16 protein-coding genes are annotated in these 16,945 nt (G+C 53.6%); 13 read left to right on the forward strand and 3 right to left on the reverse strand.

Features of this window, described 5'->3' with window-relative positions; translation table 11 throughout:
* Window positions 1–128: 128 nt before the first annotated feature.
* Together ACFQDI_RS03530 and ACFQDI_RS03535 are read right to left on the reverse strand one after the other, a co-directional pair.
* Entirely contained in the window at window positions 129–2,003 is a 1,875-nt protein-coding gene (locus ACFQDI_RS03530) for an ABC transporter ATP-binding protein (RefSeq protein WP_377163462.1), read from the reverse strand.
* A 72-nt stretch (window positions 2,004–2,075) separates the two neighbouring features.
* Window positions 2,076–3,206, reverse strand: coding sequence for a glycosyltransferase (locus ACFQDI_RS03535; RefSeq protein WP_377163464.1), 1,131 nt, complete (start codon window positions 3,204–3,206; stop codon window positions 2,076–2,078).
* Between the two features lie 603 nt (window positions 3,207–3,809).
* On the opposite strand from ACFQDI_RS03535, the gene ACFQDI_RS03540 reads away from it, so the two are divergent.
* The 13 genes from ACFQDI_RS03540 to ACFQDI_RS03600 all read left to right on the forward strand — a co-directional run bounded on the left by ACFQDI_RS03540 (window position 3,810) and on the right by ACFQDI_RS03600 (window position 15,875).
* Window positions 3,810–5,105, forward strand: coding sequence for a nucleotide sugar dehydrogenase (locus ACFQDI_RS03540; protein WP_377163466.1), 1,296 nt, complete (start codon window positions 3,810–3,812; stop codon window positions 5,103–5,105).
* On the forward strand, window positions 5,102–6,049 hold the full coding sequence (locus tag ACFQDI_RS03545) for an NAD-dependent epimerase/dehydratase family protein (RefSeq protein WP_377163468.1): 948 nt from the start codon (window positions 5,102–5,104) through the stop codon (window positions 6,047–6,049). Before ACFQDI_RS03540 ends, ACFQDI_RS03545 begins: the two co-directional genes overlap by 4 nt.
* A 37-nt stretch (window positions 6,050–6,086) precedes the next feature.
* Complete coding sequence (rfbB, locus tag ACFQDI_RS03550; protein WP_377163470.1) at window positions 6,087–7,163, forward strand: dTDP-glucose 4,6-dehydratase; 1,077 nt, start codon at window positions 6,087–6,089, stop codon at window positions 7,161–7,163.
* A 7-nt stretch (window positions 7,164–7,170) separates the two neighbouring features.
* Window positions 7,171–8,040 (forward strand): glucose-1-phosphate thymidylyltransferase RfbA, encoded by an 870-nt coding sequence (gene rfbA / locus ACFQDI_RS03555; protein ID WP_377163472.1) that lies wholly within the window; start codon window positions 7,171–7,173, stop codon window positions 8,038–8,040.
* 13 nt (window positions 8,041–8,053) lie between these two features.
* Entirely contained in the window at window positions 8,054–8,782 is a 729-nt protein-coding gene (locus ACFQDI_RS03560) for a WbqC family protein (RefSeq protein WP_377163474.1), read from the forward strand.
* Window positions 8,779–9,006 carry an acyl carrier protein gene (locus ACFQDI_RS03565; RefSeq protein ID WP_377163476.1) on the forward strand — a complete coding sequence of 76 codons (228 nt, stop codon included), beginning with the start codon at window positions 8,779–8,781 and terminating at the stop codon, window positions 9,004–9,006. The genes ACFQDI_RS03560 and ACFQDI_RS03565 overlap by 4 nt, the downstream gene beginning before the upstream one ends.
* Window positions 9,003–9,755 (forward strand): SDR family NAD(P)-dependent oxidoreductase, encoded by a 753-nt coding sequence (locus ACFQDI_RS03570; protein WP_377163478.1) that lies wholly within the window; start codon window positions 9,003–9,005, stop codon window positions 9,753–9,755. Before ACFQDI_RS03565 ends, ACFQDI_RS03570 begins: the two co-directional genes overlap by 4 nt.
* Before the next feature lie 12 nt (window positions 9,756–9,767).
* On the forward strand, window positions 9,768–11,315 hold the full coding sequence (locus ACFQDI_RS03575) for an amino acid adenylation domain-containing protein (RefSeq protein WP_377163480.1): 1,548 nt from the start codon (window positions 9,768–9,770) through the stop codon (window positions 11,313–11,315).
* Window positions 11,312–11,992, forward strand: coding sequence for an acetyltransferase (locus ACFQDI_RS03580; RefSeq protein WP_377163482.1), 681 nt, complete (start codon window positions 11,312–11,314; stop codon window positions 11,990–11,992). Before ACFQDI_RS03575 ends, ACFQDI_RS03580 begins: the two co-directional genes overlap by 4 nt.
* Before the next feature lie 3 nt (window positions 11,993–11,995).
* The gene (locus ACFQDI_RS03585; protein WP_377163484.1) at window positions 11,996–12,871 is read left to right on the forward strand and encodes a formyl transferase; all 876 of its coding nucleotides are present in this window, start codon (window positions 11,996–11,998) and stop codon (window positions 12,869–12,871) included.
* 88 nt (window positions 12,872–12,959) lie between these two features.
* Window positions 12,960–13,928: a glycoside hydrolase family protein gene (locus tag ACFQDI_RS03590; protein ID WP_377163486.1), complete on the forward strand. Its 969-nt coding sequence runs from the start codon at window positions 12,960–12,962 to the stop codon at window positions 13,926–13,928.
* A gap of 25 nt (window positions 13,929–13,953) precedes the next feature.
* Entirely contained in the window at window positions 13,954–15,078 is a 1,125-nt protein-coding gene (locus tag ACFQDI_RS03595; protein WP_377163488.1) for a DegT/DnrJ/EryC1/StrS family aminotransferase, read from the forward strand.
* Between the two features lie 89 nt (window positions 15,079–15,167).
* Window positions 15,168–15,875, forward strand: a complete 708-nt coding sequence (locus ACFQDI_RS03600; RefSeq protein ID WP_377163490.1) for a class I SAM-dependent methyltransferase — start codon at window positions 15,168–15,170, stop codon at window positions 15,873–15,875.
* 103 nt (window positions 15,876–15,978) lie between these two features.
* Here the strand turns inward: ACFQDI_RS03600 and ACFQDI_RS03605 are convergent, their stop codons facing one another.
* On the reverse strand, window positions 15,979–16,914 hold the full coding sequence (locus tag ACFQDI_RS03605) for a hypothetical protein (RefSeq protein ID WP_377163492.1): 936 nt from the start codon (window positions 16,912–16,914) through the stop codon (window positions 15,979–15,981).
* Between the last annotated feature and the right edge of the window lie 31 nt (window positions 16,915–16,945).

The following is a 16,945-nucleotide window of genomic DNA, read 5'->3' on the forward strand; positions in this document are numbered from 1 at the left end:
CGTGAATGAATTGAGTTAAAGAAAACATTTAGCCCATGCTCTGTCAGCACTGATTCATTGTGGCTTTCTCACATCGCCAGCGGAGGCATTTCACTCAGCAATGATGTGTCAGTGGCAAGCCCTGAAGATCAGGCGTCCCTCCGCTCGTCAGCGCTATACTGCAGGTTATACAGGTTTTGGTAGATGGCATTGCGCGTCAGCAGTTCCGCATGCGGACCGCGGTCTACGATGCGGCCCTGGTCCATGACAATGATCTGGTCTGCCTCGAGGATGGTGGAAAGGCGGTGGGCAATGGCCACCACCGTTTTGCCAGCGGACAAAGTGTGGATGGCGTCCTGCACAATCTTTTCGCTCTCGGTGTCGAGTGCCGAATATGCCTCGTCCAGCAGCAGGATGGGGGCGTTGCGCAAAACGGCGCGGGCTATGGCGATACGCTGCTTCTGCCCACCGGAAAGATTGCAGCCGCCCTCACCCACAACCGCATCATAGCCATTGCTGATCTGCACGATGAATTCATGAGCATGAGCCTTTTTCGCGGCAGCGATGATCTGCTCTTCAGTGGCATCGGTGCAGCTGTAGCGGATGTTTTCACGAATGGTGTCGTGAAACAGGAAAGTGTCCTGGTTGACGATGCCGATGTTGCCGCGCAGGGACTTTTGTGAGATCGATTTCACATCCCGACCGTCCAGCAGCACTGAGCCCTGGTCGGGATCATAAAAACGCAGCAGAAGAGAGAAGAGAGTGCTTTTACCAGCGCCACTGCGTCCGACAAGTGCGTAAAACTTGCCAGGTTCCAGGTGGAGATTGATGTCTGTCACGGCGGGAAGATCTTTTTTCTCCCCATTGCTTTCGCGGTAGTAGAGAGCGGTGTTTTGAAAGGTGATTTCACCCCGTGAGCGTCCGATGTCCACGGCGTTAGGTGCGTCCTGAATGTCCGGAGTGCGTTCCAGCAGTTCAAACACCATGCCCGCCGCCACGGTCGTTTTGTGCAGCATCATTTGCACGCGGCTCAGTTCTTTCACGGGAGGGTAGATCTGAGTGAGCGCCATCACCATGATGAAAAAGTTTTCCGCCTCAAGGCCCCGGTCCCATGCATACACAAGGCCTGCGGCGATTCCGAGCGAGGCAATCGTTTCCACACTGGGGCCGACAATTTCGATGGCCTTGGCCCAGCGGATCATGTTGCGCGTCATGCTGGCGTTGGTCCGTTCAAAGCGGTCCTCGGCGTGCTTTTCACCGGCATAGGCCTTCACCAGCCTGATGCCGGCAAAGGATTCCTGCATGGCCACCATCAGTTCTCTGGAGTCATATTCTTCCCGCGCCCCGCTCTTGCGCACCTTTTTGCCGATGCGGATGATCGGCAGCAGGCATGCGGGGAAGATAACGAGGGACATGAGGGTGAAAAGCCAGTCCTGCGCAAAGAGGACGACCAGAATGGAAATGATCGTCAGTGGGCGCTGCGCGACGATTTGAATGATCTGCATGGCATTCCGCTGGACCACCGCCGTCTGACTGGTGACCGTCTGCATCAGTTCACCAGTCTTGGCGGAATTGAAGAATGCGGGGGACTGACGCATGACGCATTGAAAGGCGTCATTGCGCATCTGGTAGGCCACCTTGCTGGTCACCCAGGCCTGCATGTAGGCGGACAGGTAACCAAAAAAGCCGCGAAAAAAGATCAGCACCGGTATGAAGGAGCACGCGATCATGACTCCCGTCAGGCCAATGGGGGCGTCAGCATCGAGGTTGAACATCTTTGCCAGGTTGATTTCACCCACCAGAGGCAGATCAGTCCCCTCTCCCAGAGTGCGGGTCTTGCCTTTTAGAACCAGGGAAAAAATGAGCTGAAACCCGATGAGCATGAACCCGTTGAAGGCTGCACTCACCATTCCCAGCAGCAAGCTCAGCACGAAACGCCCGCGATAGGGAAGCAGATACTTCCAGATGGAGGCGAGCGTCTTTTTGATCAGGATTGAGAACTGAGGGTCTTCTGGATGTTGCATGTGAAAATTGCGAGTGGGGAGTGCTGGCTCTCACCGGGGACACTAACTGCCTTTACAACCTGAGCACAAGGCTCAACAACCGCCCAAATGCTGGCAGTAAACGGCCTCGAGCCGGTCAAGCATGGCCTCAAGGCTGTGCTGAGAACGGACAAGCTGAAGCCCCGCCTGCCGCATGGCTTGTGTCTGGGCTTTTTGCTCCAAGGTTTCGCGAATGGCAGCCGCCAGAGCGACGGCATTTTCAGGAGGTGCGAGGCGGCCTGTTTCACCATTCCTGATGATGCTGGGTATTCCTCCGACGTCACTGGCAACGACCGGGATGCCTGTGGCCAGGGCCTGCAGGCCTGACTGAGGTATGGCCTCATGAAAGGAGGGGATTGCCACGATGTCCAAGGCACGCATGATTTCCGGCACATCCTCCCGGTGGCCTAGCAGAGTGAAATGATCTTCAACGGCAAACCGTGAAATCTCAGACTTGATGTAATCGAGCGCCGGCCCCTCTCCCGCGATGATGCAATGGACGCGAATGCCGTGATTTATTTTGAGCAGACGAACGGCCTCGGCCAGGACCTGAATGCCTTTTGCCGCGCGGATCACCGTGATCATGCCAACGAGTGGTGTCTGAGGTGGCAGCGAGTAGGCAGAAAAATCAGCCTTGGGGCCCTCTGGGCGGAAACGATCCAGGTCAACGCCGGTCGGCAGCGTGGTGATTTCGTTTGGATTGAGCTTGAAGGTGGAGAGCAGCGAAGCGGTGATTTTTGGACTGGTCGTGATGATGTGGTGACTCCAGTCCTTGTACATCAGCTGGCTGAGGGCTTTGTTAGGGATGGGAACATCGAAGTGTCGGCTGCGGATAATCAGAGGCACTCGTGCGATGCGTGCTGCAATGGTGAGCAGCCACCCATCTCGTGAGCTGTGAGGATTTACTATCTCGATGCGGTGGCGGTGCAGCCACCACGCAACCCGAAGGATGTGAAAAGGCAGCAGGTGACGCTGATCGAAGCGCTGGGCGAGCAAAGGGATGTCGGCCTGGCTGGCGCGCCGATAAATCTCACTGTTTGCCGGTGCGATGAGCCAGACAGCGCTGCCGCGTTTCCTGAAGCCGCTTATTTCTGCCAGAATGCGGTGTTCCTGTCCTCCCCAGCCAAGGGATGCTTCGGAATGGGCGATACGCCATGTGCGTCGGGGGGGGATTGAATCAGCCATGTACTCCTCTCTGCTCTATTACCGTGGGGGCGTGAAGCCAACACCTTTTTTGGCGCGAAGTCTCAGAAGGCAACTGTCCTGTGCCATGCCAGCGGTTTGTTCATGAACCAGAACCATGCACGCGGTCAGAGAGGGAGCGTCTGCTCCATTTTTGAGAGTGTGAAACCAGTTTGCGCATGAGTGATGGGATGGATGAACAGGGCCTCCTCATGTCTGAAATGTGAATCATTCATCCGGGATCAAGTGGTCTGTGGGCGCGTGGAAAAAAGCTGGATTTCCGCTGCTTGGTTGGGAGGGCCTACCCTCTCACCCCTAGGCCAAAGAGTGGCCATCAGGCGTGACTTGAGCCAAATTTCTGGTTTGTTTCCAAGTCTTTATTTACTTCGTTCAAATTCAATGATTAAAATTTAATATAGGTGTGGTTTTAGGTGGTTTTTGATTTGATGATTTTAGATTTTTTTTGATTGATGTTAAGGTTTGTGGTGTCGCCAAGTGTGGCGCTGGGGGCTCCAAAAGGCTCAAAGGCCTTCCTTTTTGAAAAAAAGTTCTCGCATGCCTTCCGCCTTGCCTTCATATCCAATTTTCACACTTCTGTCTTTTTACATGACGTCATCCACCATCGGTATCATCGGTTTAGGCTATGTCGGCCTGCCCTTGAGTCTCCAGTTTGCCCGGACGGGGAGTACTGTGCTGGGATTCGACATTGATCCCGACAAAATCAATTCTCTGCAAGCTGGGGAGAGCTACATCCTGCACATTTCTGCTGATTCCATACGCTGCCAGCGCGATGCGGGGCGTTTTTCAGCCACCACAGATTTTGCCCGTGTGCGCGAATGTGAGGCGGTAATCATCTGTGTGCCCACGCCGCTGGCGAAACACCGGGAACCTGACCTGACTTATGTGCTGAACACCGGCCGCGCCATCGCGCCTCATCTCCAGCCGGGACAGCTCGTGGTGCTGGAGTCTACCACGTATCCAGGAACGACAGATACCGAGCTGCGCAGAGTGCTGGAAGAAGGCTCCAATCTGAAAGCGGGTGTGGATTTTCATCTGGCATTTTCTCCAGAGCGTGAAGACCCGGGCAATCCACAAAGTGATGTGGCAGTCATTCCTAAAATCGTCGGTGGCTACACTGAGGACTGCCAAAAACACGCCTTAAGTGTGTATGGCAGGGCCATCAAGACTCTGGTGCCGGTGGAGTCATGCCGGGTGGCTGAGGCGGTCAAACTGACCGAAAACATTTTCCGCGCGGTAAACATCGCCATGGTCAACGAGCTCAAAGTGGTCTATGCAGCGATGGGCATCGACGTCTGGGATGTGATTGATGCTGCAAAGACCAAGCCTTTTGGCTTTATGCCCTTTTACCCTGGCCCCGGTCTTGGCGGGCACTGCATTCCGATCGATCCCTTTTACCTCACTTGGAAAGCTCGTGAATACGGGCAGGAGACGCGTTTCATCGAGCTTGCTGGCGAAGTCAATACCGCCATGCCCGCTTACGTTATTCAGCGAGTGGGGGAGGCTTTGTCCTCGCTGCACCTGACCATCCGTGACAGTCGGATTCTCATGATAGGCATCGCCTACAAGTCGAATGTGGATGATGATCGCGAAAGCCCTGCCTATGTGCTCTGGGACATGCTTGAGCAGCAGGGAGCAGAAGTGGACTACCACGATCCGCATGTGCCAGTGATCCGCCCTTCCCGCGAACATGCGCATTTCGCTGGCCGCAGAAGTGTCGAACTGGATGCTGGCACGCTTGCTGACTACGACTTGGTTCTTGTGGCCACAAACCACAAAGTGGTGAATACCGCCCTCATCGCGGAGCACGCACGTCTGGTGGTTGATTCGCGCAATGCGCTCAGCACACTGATGAAAGGAAGGCCAAATTATTTCAAAGCATGAAAGCTCTCGTTACTGGTGGTGCAGGTTTTATTGGTTCTCATATCACGGAGGCGCTTTGCCGCAAAGGGGCAGAGGTCATTGTGCTGGACAATCTCTCGCTGGGGAATCCTAACAATCTGAGCTGGAAAAAGCCCGGGGACAAAGTCGATCTCGTCGAGGGAGACATCCGCGACCGCGACCTGCTGGCAAAACTGATGCCTGGAGTTGATTGGGTTTTCCATCAGGGCGCGTTGCCTTCAGTGCCGCGCTCCGTCGCCGAACCGCTTGAGAGCAATTCGCAGAACCTCGACGGAACGTTGAATGTGCTGCTCGCCTCACGTGATGCCGGAGTAAAGCGACTGATGTTTGCGTCCTCGTCATCTATCTACGGGAATGCAGATGCTCCTGCAAAATATGAGGGACTGCCAGTGCAGCCGCTTTCACCCTACGCGCTGCAAAAGTATGGCGGGGAGCGTTACTGCCAGCTCTTCCACCAGCTCTATGGTTTTGAGACCGTGGCACTCCGCTATTTCAATATCTTTGGTCCCCGCCAGGCTTTTGATTCGCCATATTCTGGTGTGATCGCCAAGTTCTGCACATTCATGCTGGAAGGCAAGCCGCCGGTCATCTTTGGGGATGGAAGCCAGGCGCGTGACTTTACCTTTGTTGACAATGCGGTTGCCGCAAACCTGCTGGCTGCTGAGGCGCCTGCAGACCGGGCAGCAGGCAAGGTCTTCAATGTGGCTGCCGGTCATTCCATAGACTTGATCAGGCTTGTCAACGATATTAACAAGCTCACGGGCCAGCAGCTCCAGCCGCGGTTTGAGCCTGCACGTGCAGGTGATGTGCTTCATTCCCTGGCGGACATCAGCGCCGCCCGCGCCGGCCTGAATTACGACGTCAAAGTCGGCTGGGAAGAGGGATTGCGCCGCACTTTGGAGTTTTATCAAGCGACAAGCGCATGAACCTGCTGGCACAATCTGGCGCAACTCGTATGAGCAAATGACCATCTTAGTTACAGGAGGGGCTGGCTTTATCGGCTCCAATTTGGTGCGTCAGCTGATCGAGGAGACTGATCATGAGATCATCAATGTTGATAAGCTGACCTACGCCGGAAACCTCAGTTCCCTTGAGGGTGTGCTGAATCACCCCCGGCATCATTTTATTCAGGCGGATATCAACAACGCCGAGGCTGTGGGGGAGATTTTCAAGCAGTTTGAAATCGGATCAGTCATGCATCTGGCTGCTGAAAGCCATGTGGATCGTTCGATTGATGGTCCTCAGCAGTTCATTCAGACCAACGTGATTGGTACCTACAACCTTCTTCAAGCGGCCTTGCATTGGTGGCAGGCGATGAAGGGCGAGCAGGCGCGGGCATTTCGCTTTCTCCACGTTTCTACTGACGAGGTTTACGGCTCGCTTAATGCCGATGATCCAGGGTTTACAGAGACCAGTCCGTACAAGCCGCATTCGCCCTACAGTGCCACCAAGGCCGCTTCGGATCATCTTGCCAGGGCATGGAATGATACTTTTGGCCTCCCTGTGTTGATCACGAATTGCTCGAACAACTATGGCAGGTTTCAGTTTCCGGAGAAGCTGATCCCCGTCGTGATTCTCAAGTGTCTCCGCCGGGAGCCTATTCCGGTCTACGGACGCGGTGAAAACATCCGCGACTGGCTGGCTGTTTCAGATCATTGCCGTGCTCTTCGCCTGGTTCTTGAAAAGGGCAGGGCGGGGGAGACTTACAACATTGGCGGCAACAATGAATGGAGCAATCTGGATCTTGTGCGTCTGCTATGCAGGCTGGTGGACGAGACCCTTGCTCCGCCATCTCCGAGTGAAGATCTCATTACCTTTGTCACAGACCGTCCGGGTCATGATCTGCGGTATGCCATAGACTCTTCCAAAATCCGTTCGGAACTCGGCTGGCGGCCGCTCGAGTCCAAAGAGCAGGGATTTCGTGAGACTGTGCAGTGGTATTTGACCCACCGGTCTTGGTGGGAAGCCATTCTCGGAGGTCAGCATTCATTGCAAAGAATCGGCACGGCTGGAAAAGCTGAGGTAAACCAAGCCAACTAAACGACCCATGAAAGGCATCCTACTCGCCGGTGGTTCCGGATCTCGACTACGCCCTGTGAGCCAGGCTGTCAGCAAGCAGCTGCTGCCTGTCTATGACAAGCCGATGATCTACTATCCGCTGTCAGTGCTCATGCTTGCTGGAATTCGCGAGATTCTGGTGATTTCCACACCTGAAGATCTGCCCCTTTACCGGCGTTTGTTAGGGGACGGTTCTCGTTTTGGCATTCGGCTTAGCTTTGCTGAGCAGCCTCGTCCCGAAGGGCTGGCTCAAGCCTTCCTCATCGGAGAAGAATTCATCGCCGGAGACGGTGTCGCGCTCGTGCTGGGAGACAATCTCTTCTATGGGCAGGGTTTTTCTCCCAAGCTTCAGGCCGCTGCCGCACGCAAGACAGGAGCGACCGTTTTCGGCTATCAGGTGCACGACCCTGAGCGTTTCGGCGTCGTGGAGATTGATGCCAGCGGGCGTGCCAAATCAATCGAGGAAAAACCCGCCCATCCCAAGTCCAACTTTGCCGTCACCGGACTGTATTTTTACGACAGCAGTGTGGTTTCGATTGCAAAAGGGGTCAGGCCTTCAGCCCGAGGGGAGCTTGAGATCACCTCAGTCAACCAGGAATACCTCTCGAGGGGGCTGTTGCATGTGGAGCAGCTTGGTCGTGGGCATACCTGGCTGGACACCGGCACCTTCGAGTCACTGCTTGAAGCTTCGCAGTTCATCCGGACGATCCAGGAGCATCAGGGCTATTTGGTGGCCTGCTTGGAGGAAATAGCATTTCAAGCGGGTTGGATTGGCAGGGCCGAGCTGCACGCTGCCGCCGCTGAAATGGGTGGGAATGCCTACGCCCAGTATTTGCTCAAGCTGACAACCAGCCCATAGAAACGACTCTGAAATGCGTCTCGCCATCATGCAGCCTTACTTTCTGCCTTACATCGGTTATTTTCAGCTGATGAAGGCGGCGGACAGGTTTGTTTTTCTGGATGACGTCAATTACATCAATCGTGGCTGGATCAACCGGAACCGGCTTCGCACGCCTCAGGGGCCTGCCTGGTTTACTTTGCCGCTGATCGGTGCCAGCCAGAACCGTCTGATCTGTGAGATTGATATCAAGACGGATGACGGATGGAAGCGTTCACTTGAGCGCACCATTTCCATCACCTATTCCAAAGCCCCTTTCTTTGCCGACATTTTTCCGTTGTTTCAGTCCTGGCTTTCTTCCGCTTCTGGAAACTTGGCCCAGTATCTGAGCCGTAATCTGCAGGATATTGCGGCATGGCTGGGGCTCGATACGCAGATGGTGCCTTCATCGAGCATTTACCCCAAAGGGGAACTGCGGGGGCAGCACCGTATTCTCGACATATGCCTGCGCGAAGGCGCGGATATGTATGTAAATCCGCCGGGGGGACGGGAGCTCTATGACGCCTCGGTATTTTCATCATCCGGTGTGCAGCTTCAGTTTCTGAAGCCCGAGCTGCAAAATTTGCAGCTTGTCTCAGCCGGAGAGGATGGGCCGGTGCTTTCTATCCTTGATTTGATGATGTACAACTCCCAACAGTCGCTGCGGCAGGCCGTGAGCACTTTCCATGTGGAAACCGCCTGCCCTACTTCTTCTTTATCATGACTCTTGAAAAAATATTCACTGAGGTGTTCGCCATTCCTGAAAGCACTGTTACGGACACTCTTGAGCTTCGCCAGATCAATACCTGGGATTCCATGACTCACATGCTGCTCATCACCCGCATCGAGGAAGTATTCTCCGTCCAACTGACCGGGGACGAAATTGCCGACATGAAAAGTGTGGGGGATGCACGCCGCGCTCTTCAAGCCCACGCCGTCGCTGTATGATCGTCAAAGATAGCGTGGTTTTGATCACCGGTGGTGCTCGCGGCATCGGTCGTCATTTGGCTGAGCGTTTTGTCGCGGATGGTGCCCGGGTGGGGGTGATCGACCGTGATGATGTCTCCTGTGCCGAACTGCGTGAGGCCAGCGGGGGGCAGATCCAAGCCTGGGCCTGTGACCTCACAGATCCTGATGCCGTGGACACCACTATGCGGTCCATCTTTGAAGAGGGCCATATTCCGGATCTCCTGGTCAACAATGCTGGCATCATCCACAGCGAGCCACTGGTGAACATGCTTTCCCGCAATGAACGAGTCCATTCTCGTGAAGCCTGGCGGCGTGTCATGGCGGCGGATCTTGATTCCGTTTTTTATGTGACGAGTCGTGCAGTGGATCTCTGGATGGCTCGCCGGAAAAGAGGGGTGGTAGTATCGATTAGCTCTATTTCTGCGCATGGAAACCCTGGCCAGTCCGCCTACTCGGCCGCAAAAGCTGGCGTGAATGCGCTGACGCACACCTGGGCCAAGGAACTCGGGCCGCTCGGATTCCGCTTCGCAGCCATTGCTCCTGGATTTCTGGATACTCCCTCGACTCGCGCAGCTCTGAGCGAGTCTATCATCACCCGACTTCAGCAGCAGATCCCGCTGCGCAGGCTGGGCAGTGTGGAGCATATCTATTTGAGCGCCCGGCACATTCTGGAGAACGATTACCTCAATGGGATGGTTCTGGATGTGGACGGTGGGCTGGTCCTTTAAAATTTGCACCGAATGGCTTTCATTTCGAATCTCCCCATCGCTTTTGCCGAGGTCATTCGCTCCCATGCCGGGCGCACAGCCCTGAGCTATCCGGCCTCCGGTGAAAAGGTGACGTACAGTGAGCTATATAAGCTGGCGGAATCCATCGCTCAGGAGCTGCACATGCGCGGGCTGCGACAGGGGGATGTGGTGGCGTTTTTTCATGACAAGAGCCCTGCCGCCTATGCGGCAATGCTGGCCTGTCTCAGGCTGGGAATCATCTACACGAACCTGGATGCAGACAGCCCCTGGGAGCGGCTTCGCAAAATTTTGGGCAGCTGCCAGCCACGTCTGATTGTGAATGCATTCGAAGATTTGCCCCACGGGGCAGACCTCACTGCTGCTGGGCACACTGAAACTTTGAATCTGCGGGAGCTTGTACCATCAAAGGTTGCCGAGCAGCCTCTGCCAGACATGAAAGGCATCAGTGGCGCGACGCCGGCATACATCATGTTCACCTCCGGCTCTACAGGCATGCCTAAAGGCGCAGTGATGTCCCATGCCAATCTGCTGTGGTTTATCGCATGGGGGAGAGACCGCTTTGGCATCACGCCCGAGGATGTTCTCACGAACGCCAATCCCATCTATTTCGACAATTCCGTCTTCGACTTTTACACGGCGATTTTTTCCGGGGCCACGCTCGCGCCCATCACCAATTCACAGGCGCGAGATGCCCGACTTCTGGTCAGGCTCATCAACACGGCGAACTGTACTGTTTGGTTTTCTGTGCCTTCGCTCTTGGTCTACCTGCTGACGACGCGTGCACTGGGGGCGACTGACTTCCCCAGCATCCGGAAGATCATCTTCGGTGGAGAAGGCTTTCCCAAGCCCAAGCTCAAGCAGCTCCACACGCTCCTGGGGCATAGGTGCGACTTGGAGAACGTATACGGCCCCACGGAATGCACCTGCATCTGCTCCGCTCATACCATTACGGACGGAGATTTCGAGGACATGCAAAACCTCGCTACGCTAGGCCCGCTGGCACAGAATTTTGATCATGAAATTCTTCCGCTGGATGAGTCAGACCCTGATTTTGGCGAACTGTTCCTCCGGGGGCCGCAGGTGGGTTTGGGCTATTACCGCGACCCAGAGCGCACTGCCCGTGCCTTTGTTCAAAATCCCCGGCATCAAGACTACTCAGACGTCGGCTATCGCACCGGAGACCTCGTTCGGCGGGACGAGCGTGGCTGGCTTCATTTCAAGGGGCGTGCCGACTTCCAGATCAAGCACATGGGCTATCGCATCGAACTCGAGGAGATCGAAGCGGCTCTGGGCACCTTGTCGGGTGTGAAAGAGTGCGCGGTCATCTATCAGCGCCTGGGAGATGGCATGGGGCAGATCCTTGGCTACGCCGCCATGCCGGATCAGGTCGCTTCGGAGGAGCTGGTGCGCCAGGTCGCCGCTATCGTGCCCCCTTACATGGTGCCGCGCCGCATCACTGTGCTGGACACCTTGCCAAAGAATGCCAACGGTAAGATAGACCGTGTCGCCCTCCTGGCCCTCGCTTCATCCCCATCATGAAACCGATCATTCTTTTTGGCACCGGCAAGATCGCCGAGATCATGCTGTACTTCCTGCGCAATGAAAGCGACCGCACAGTGGCCGCCTGCACGGTGGACAGGGCCTACATGCCGGGGGCGGAGTGGCAGGGGCTTCCCGTGGTGGCGTTTGAAGAACTGGCCGCAACTTATCCTCCCGATCAATATGAAGTCTTCGTGGCTCTGGGCTATCAGGACATGAACGAATTGCGTGCCGGCAAATGTGCCGCGGCGCGTGCGCTCGGCTACACGCTGGCCTCCTACGTGCACCCCCAGTCCGGCGTGCCGAAAGATTTGGTGCATGGAGACAACTGCTTCATCATGAACCATGTCATGATCCATCCCTGCGTGAAGCTCGGCAGCAATGTCTTCGTCTGGAGCGGAGCGATGATCGGCCACCACAGCACCATTGGAGACAATGTCTGGCTCACCTCATCTGCCAATGTATCTGGGGTAGTGACGGTCGGAGCCAATACATTCCTTGCCGTGAACAGCACCATCGGCCACGGTGTGAAAATCGGTCAGCGCTGCTTCATCGGCGCCAATGCCCTTGTGACCCAGTGCACGGAAGATGATCAGGTCTTCGTGAGCGCAAGCACCAAGCCCTTTCGCCTGAGCAGCCAGCAGTTCATGCGCATGTCGCGCTTTGCGGACCTGTGACCAATGAATGGCGAGAAATACATTTATGCCGGTAATCGCAGCACGGTTCTGCGCAGAATGATCTCGCTCGGGCTGGATGTGAAGCATGTGCTGCCAACGGTCGGCTCGTGGCTGGAGCGCGAGATGCCTGAGCTGGGGCTGCCGTTTACCCCGGTCGCTTCGAAAAAGCAGGCAACAGACTTTCTTGTCGCGGAAAAGTTTGATGTCTTTGTTTCCACCGGCTTTCGCTATATTCTGCCTGTCACGCAGCTGCGAGGAATTCATCCGGACGCCAAATTCGTGAACATTCACCCGTCCTTCCTGCCTGATCTGCGAGGTGCTGATCCGATTCCAGGGGCCGTTTTGTTTGGTCGAGACTCCGGTGTCACCTGCCACCTGATGGATGATGGCATAGATACGGGTGCCATTGTTGCTCAGCGCAAGATTCCATATTTTGACGGCCTCGATTCCAAGCTGCTTTACAAGCTGTGCTTTAAGCTGGAGCCGGATGTTTTTGAAGAGGCTTGGAAGCTGAAGTTCGTGCCTCAATCCGTAGCTGGCAGGTCAGAAATAAAGCAAGTATACTATACGTGCGCGGCAGGCGACGATGTGTTTCATGAATCTGACGATGCCGAACAATTGGTGCGGCGTGTCAGGGCTTTTAACACTCCTAGGAGGGGCTTCCAGTTTGCTCTTGGCGAACAAAAATACCGAGCTTTCGATGCTTCTGTCATCAGCCATGAAATAGGTTACGACCTCGCTTCCTCGGCAGAGTGCTGGCAGGTGATTGAATCCTATGAAGACTGCCTGCTGCTAGCAAAAAATAAAATGCTTGTGAAACTGTCCGGCGTTACGCCGACTCCGGTCGGACCTTTGCGCGGGCGTATGCACACCAATTGATATCAATACAAAGACTGGCAAACGAATGACTCCAACAGATTGCCTGAGTGCTTTCCTGGTAGAACAATTTTTTTACTAAAGATATCCTATGAGTTGGAAAAGAGAAGGTTTGGCACTCAAAGCCGACGGGCAGTTTGAATGGATGAATTCTCATACAGGTCCCATTGCCGGCTGTAAACTGGGCAGCCACTATCGGATCTTTTTTGGAACACGGTCCAAAAAAGATGCCAAGGGCAACTACACCAGCCGGATCAATTATGCCGACTTCGATGTCAAGTCTCCTGCAAAGCTGCTTCAACTGGGGGCATCTGTACTGCTTCCCTTGGGCAGGGTAGGGACCTTTGATGAGTTCGGTCAGATGCCGGCCGACGTTGTGCAGGTGCATCCCGATCTATTCCGCCTGTATTACATGGGCTGGCAAAGATCCATCAACGCTCCTTATATTATTAACATAGGCGTGGCGGAATCGAAAGATGGAACAAGGTTCGATAAAATTTCAGAGGGACCAGTGTTTGGCGTAAATCGCTTCAATCCGCTTGGAGTCGGTAATTTGTCGGTCAGCAAGCAAGGGACAGGCTGGCGCATGTGGTACACTTGTTTTAACGATTGGAGGCTGCAAGGTGAGCAGTATGCTCCCACCTATGACATCAGAACCTGCTTTTCAGATGATGGACTGATATGGACTGAGTCTGGAACTGTGTGTGTCGCGCCCGGGAATGAGGAGGCTCTTGCGACGCCTCGTGTCATTAAGCTGGGGCCGTATTATCTGATGTGGTTTTCCTACCGGCAGGCCACGGATTTTCGCTCAGGCAACAAAGGCTACCAAACGGGCTTTGCCTATTCTCACGATGGCATTCAATGGTCCAGAAATGACAGCATGTTTGGCTTGAAGGGAAGCGGAAGCGGCTGGGATTCCGGCATGGCTTGCTATCCGGTGGTTTTCATAGATGAAGAGGAAAAAAAATTGATCATGTATTACTGCGGAGACGGCTTCGGAGAAGGCGGCTTGGGGGTTGCGTCTATTGAAATTTCAGAAGTGCTTGCCGCACTAGAGTAGAAAAATGACCGCTTAATGTGAATTTATGCAAACTGACCGTGAAATTTTCCACGTTGGCCGCCCAAATATCGGGGATCGCGATAGTTTAATGCGGCGGATCAATGATATTATTGATCGTCGCTGGCTGTCCAATAACGGCCAATATGTTCAGAAGTTTGAAGCCCGTCTGGCGGCTCTTCTCGATGTGAAGCATTGCATAGCTGTATGCAATGCCACCGTCGGGCTGGAGATTGCCATTCGTGCCATGGAACTCTCCGGTGAGGTTATCATCCCGTCATTCACGTTTATTGCGACCGCGCATGCACTGCAATGGCAGCAAATCACACCGGTTTTTTGTGATGTGGACCCTATTACTCACAATATTGATCCGAAGAAAGTGGAGGCTCTGATCACGCCCCGGACTACCGCAATTTTGGGGGTGCACCTGTGGGGCAGGGGCTGTGATGTGCAGGCGCTGAAGGGGATCGCCGACCGGCATGGACTGAAACTGCTTTTTGATGCCGCCCATGCGTTTGGCTGTTCTCACGAAGGCCGCATGATTGGCGGCTTCGGGAACGCGGAGGTTTTCAGCTTTCACGCCACCAAGTTTATCAACACCCTTGAAGGAGGCGCCATTACCACCAACGATGACGACTTGGCCTTAAAAATACGGCATATGAAGAACTTTGGCTTCACGTACTATGATCGGGTGGAATCCATCGGAACAAATGGGAAGATGAATGAAATCTCCGCTGCCATGGGGATTACAAACCTGGAAGCCATGGCTGAGTTCATTTCAATCAATAAGCGCAATCTGCTGCACTACGGCCAGGGGTTGGAAGGCGTTCCGGGCCTCAAACTGATATCTTATGACAGCAGCGAACAGTGCAATTGCCAGTACGTGGTCGTCGAAATGGATGCTTTAGCAGCGGGTATAACCCGTGATGAGCTGGTGTCGAAGCTTCACGAGCATCAAATTTTTGCCCGCCGCTATTTCTTCCCGGGCTGCCACCGGATGGAACCCTATTTGACCCTGTATCCCGAAGCCGGCAAGAGACTGCCGCATACCGAAGCATTGACCCAAAAGCTTTTTTGCCTGCCGACGGGCAGCGCCGTGGACGAAGACGATATCGTTGGCATCTGCAGGCTGATTCGCAGCATGATATGCTAATGCTTGGAGTGCAAAACACGCTATCTATGCCTTAATAACTGCAGCATGGGGCGGGACCTGCCACTATATTCAAAACAAACATTGCCAAGATGAAAGAAGACGTAAAACAAGCCTATTCCAACTTCCACCTGAGCAACAAATCACACCATCTATACCCCACGGAATGGGTGATCCGCACGATGCTTGGCAACTACCCAAACCTGAAATATGACAGGTCAAAATATGCAGGTGGCAAAATACTGGATCAAGGGTTTGGTGATGGGCGCAACATGCCATTGCTGCACAATTGTGGTCTGGAGATATATGGGGTTGAGATTACACAGGAGACTGTGGACATGGTGTCGTCTGCCACAAGCAAGCTTGGCATACCGACAACGCTTAAGGTTGGGAACAATGCCAACATCCCGTTTGAAACTGAGTTTTTCGACTATGTTTTGGCGTGCGCTTCCTGCTATTACATCGACAAAAATGGAACGTTTGATGACAATCTGGAGGAGATAACCCGTGTCCTGAAACCGGGAGGTTATTTCATTGCCAACTTTCCTGCCTTCACAGATTTGCCAATACCTTCGAATTTCATTCTGAACAACAGCATAGCCACTGAGGATGGGCATGTGATAATAACCAACGACCCTTTTGGGATTCGTAACGGGTATAAATTTAAAGCATTTCGTTCAGAGCATCAAATAATAGAGGAACTCTCTGACAGGTATTGCGACATATCAGTTGGCTACACCTTTGACAACTTTTATGGCCTGCAGCAGAACCTTTATATCGTCACGGCAAAAAAGAAGTGATCTTACTCGTTGAAGGTGTTGAGATTGCTCCATGCCCCGTCTGGTGTGCTCTGATGGAGCAACGTCTAGCGTAGATGGTAAGCGTCAGAATCTTGCGGGTTTACTAACGATGAAGTCTGTAATTTAAATATCTGATGAGCAAATAGAAGCTTTTCATAACAAGGTTCTGCTTTTTGGAAAAACTCCATATCATGTACATGTTCCGGGCGACGCGCTGGTCAGGAGAGACATCATCTGTGAAATTTTTGGGTCGGAATTGGGCGTTAGCTTTGTGAAAAAATTTATCATCACTGCTGTGGCAATGAAGTCCGGATCCATCAAAACCAATGTTTTCAATCATCGTTTGCCGTGGCTGAACTGAAAACATTTGATGCTTTAGCATCGTAACCGTGGCCAGGAGATCAAATTTTGCCGCAAGTTCAACTTCTGTAACGCTTTCTTTGCACAATGCTTTGTATCTTCGGACAAAATCTTTGCCCAGATACTTGAGGGAGTTGACTATGTCTGGCTCCACTCTCCTGCTCCAGGTGGTCTTTGCATGATTGACTAACTCAAAGCGATCTTTCCACATGCCCAATCCCCAAGGGCAAAAGATTTGAGAAAAGAAAACATCGGAAGCATAGTTTTTGGGAAATGTGACCGGGGGGCAGTAGCCACCTATCGACATCACTCTTTTATTGGACTCATATTTTTCGAGGCTTTCGTTCATGAATTCCAAAAAATAAGGTGATGTGACAATGTCATCTTCTATGAAAATAGATCTGCCATAGTTTTCATTCAGCCGCATGTTTGCATTGGTGGTGTTTTCAAACATGTTGTTGGTAGGCTGAAGTTGCAGATGCACCTTCTTAAAACCGGTGATCGTTGTCAGGTAGTTGCGCAATTCCTGAACCTTGGCTTCGTCTCCCGCACGTGGACCATCCGAGAAAATATGAAGCTCTGTCTGATGGGCCAGCGTGTTGGCCTTCAAAGCGTCGACCGTCTTCATCAGATGATCGAGCCTTGTGTAAGTGCAAATTCCTACAGGGGCTAATGTCATGGGGGGGGGGCTTGTTGTGTTTTTTGTTGCC

This window comes from Prosthecobacter fluviatilis, assembly GCF_042655725.1.
Classification (GTDB): domain Bacteria; phylum Verrucomicrobiota; class Verrucomicrobiia; order Verrucomicrobiales; family Verrucomicrobiaceae; genus Prosthecobacter; species Prosthecobacter fluviatilis.

What these genes read in the sequence shown, in the direction of transcription:
- ACFQDI_RS03575 (WP_377163480.1), top strand. Translation starts at nt 9,768, where the DNA reads ATGGCTTTCATTTCGAATCTCCCCATCGCTTTTGCCGAGGTCATTCGC.
- rfbA (WP_377163472.1), top strand. Translation starts at nt 7,171, where the DNA reads ATGAAAGGCATCCTACTCGCCGGTGGTTCCGGATCTCGACTACGCCCT.
- ACFQDI_RS03560 (WP_377163474.1), top strand. Translation starts at nt 8,054, where the DNA reads ATGCGTCTCGCCATCATGCAGCCTTACTTTCTGCCTTACATCGGTTAT.
- ACFQDI_RS03530 (WP_377163462.1), bottom strand. Translation starts at nt 2,003, where the DNA reads ATGCAACATCCAGAAGACCCTCAGTTCTCAATCCTGATCAAAAAGACG.
- ACFQDI_RS03545 (WP_377163468.1), top strand. Translation starts at nt 5,102, where the DNA reads ATGAAAGCTCTCGTTACTGGTGGTGCAGGTTTTATTGGTTCTCATATC.
- ACFQDI_RS03605 (WP_377163492.1), bottom strand. Translation starts at nt 16,914, where the DNA reads ATGACATTAGCCCCTGTAGGAATTTGCACTTACACAAGGCTCGATCAT.
- ACFQDI_RS03570 (WP_377163478.1), top strand. Translation starts at nt 9,003, where the DNA reads ATGATCGTCAAAGATAGCGTGGTTTTGATCACCGGTGGTGCTCGCGGC.
- rfbB (WP_377163470.1), top strand. Translation starts at nt 6,087, where the DNA reads ATGACCATCTTAGTTACAGGAGGGGCTGGCTTTATCGGCTCCAATTTG.
- ACFQDI_RS03590 (WP_377163486.1), top strand. Translation starts at nt 12,960, where the DNA reads ATGAGTTGGAAAAGAGAAGGTTTGGCACTCAAAGCCGACGGGCAGTTT.
- ACFQDI_RS03565 (WP_377163476.1), top strand. Translation starts at nt 8,779, where the DNA reads ATGACTCTTGAAAAAATATTCACTGAGGTGTTCGCCATTCCTGAAAGC.
- ACFQDI_RS03585 (WP_377163484.1), top strand. Translation starts at nt 11,996, where the DNA reads ATGAATGGCGAGAAATACATTTATGCCGGTAATCGCAGCACGGTTCTG.
- ACFQDI_RS03595 (WP_377163488.1), top strand. Translation starts at nt 13,954, where the DNA reads ATGCAAACTGACCGTGAAATTTTCCACGTTGGCCGCCCAAATATCGGG.
- ACFQDI_RS03600 (WP_377163490.1), top strand. Translation starts at nt 15,168, where the DNA reads ATGAAAGAAGACGTAAAACAAGCCTATTCCAACTTCCACCTGAGCAAC.
- ACFQDI_RS03580 (WP_377163482.1), top strand. Translation starts at nt 11,312, where the DNA reads ATGAAACCGATCATTCTTTTTGGCACCGGCAAGATCGCCGAGATCATG.
- ACFQDI_RS03540 (WP_377163466.1), top strand. Translation starts at nt 3,810, where the DNA reads ATGACGTCATCCACCATCGGTATCATCGGTTTAGGCTATGTCGGCCTG.
- ACFQDI_RS03535 (WP_377163464.1), bottom strand. Translation starts at nt 3,206, where the DNA reads ATGGCTGATTCAATCCCCCCCCGACGCACATGGCGTATCGCCCATTCC.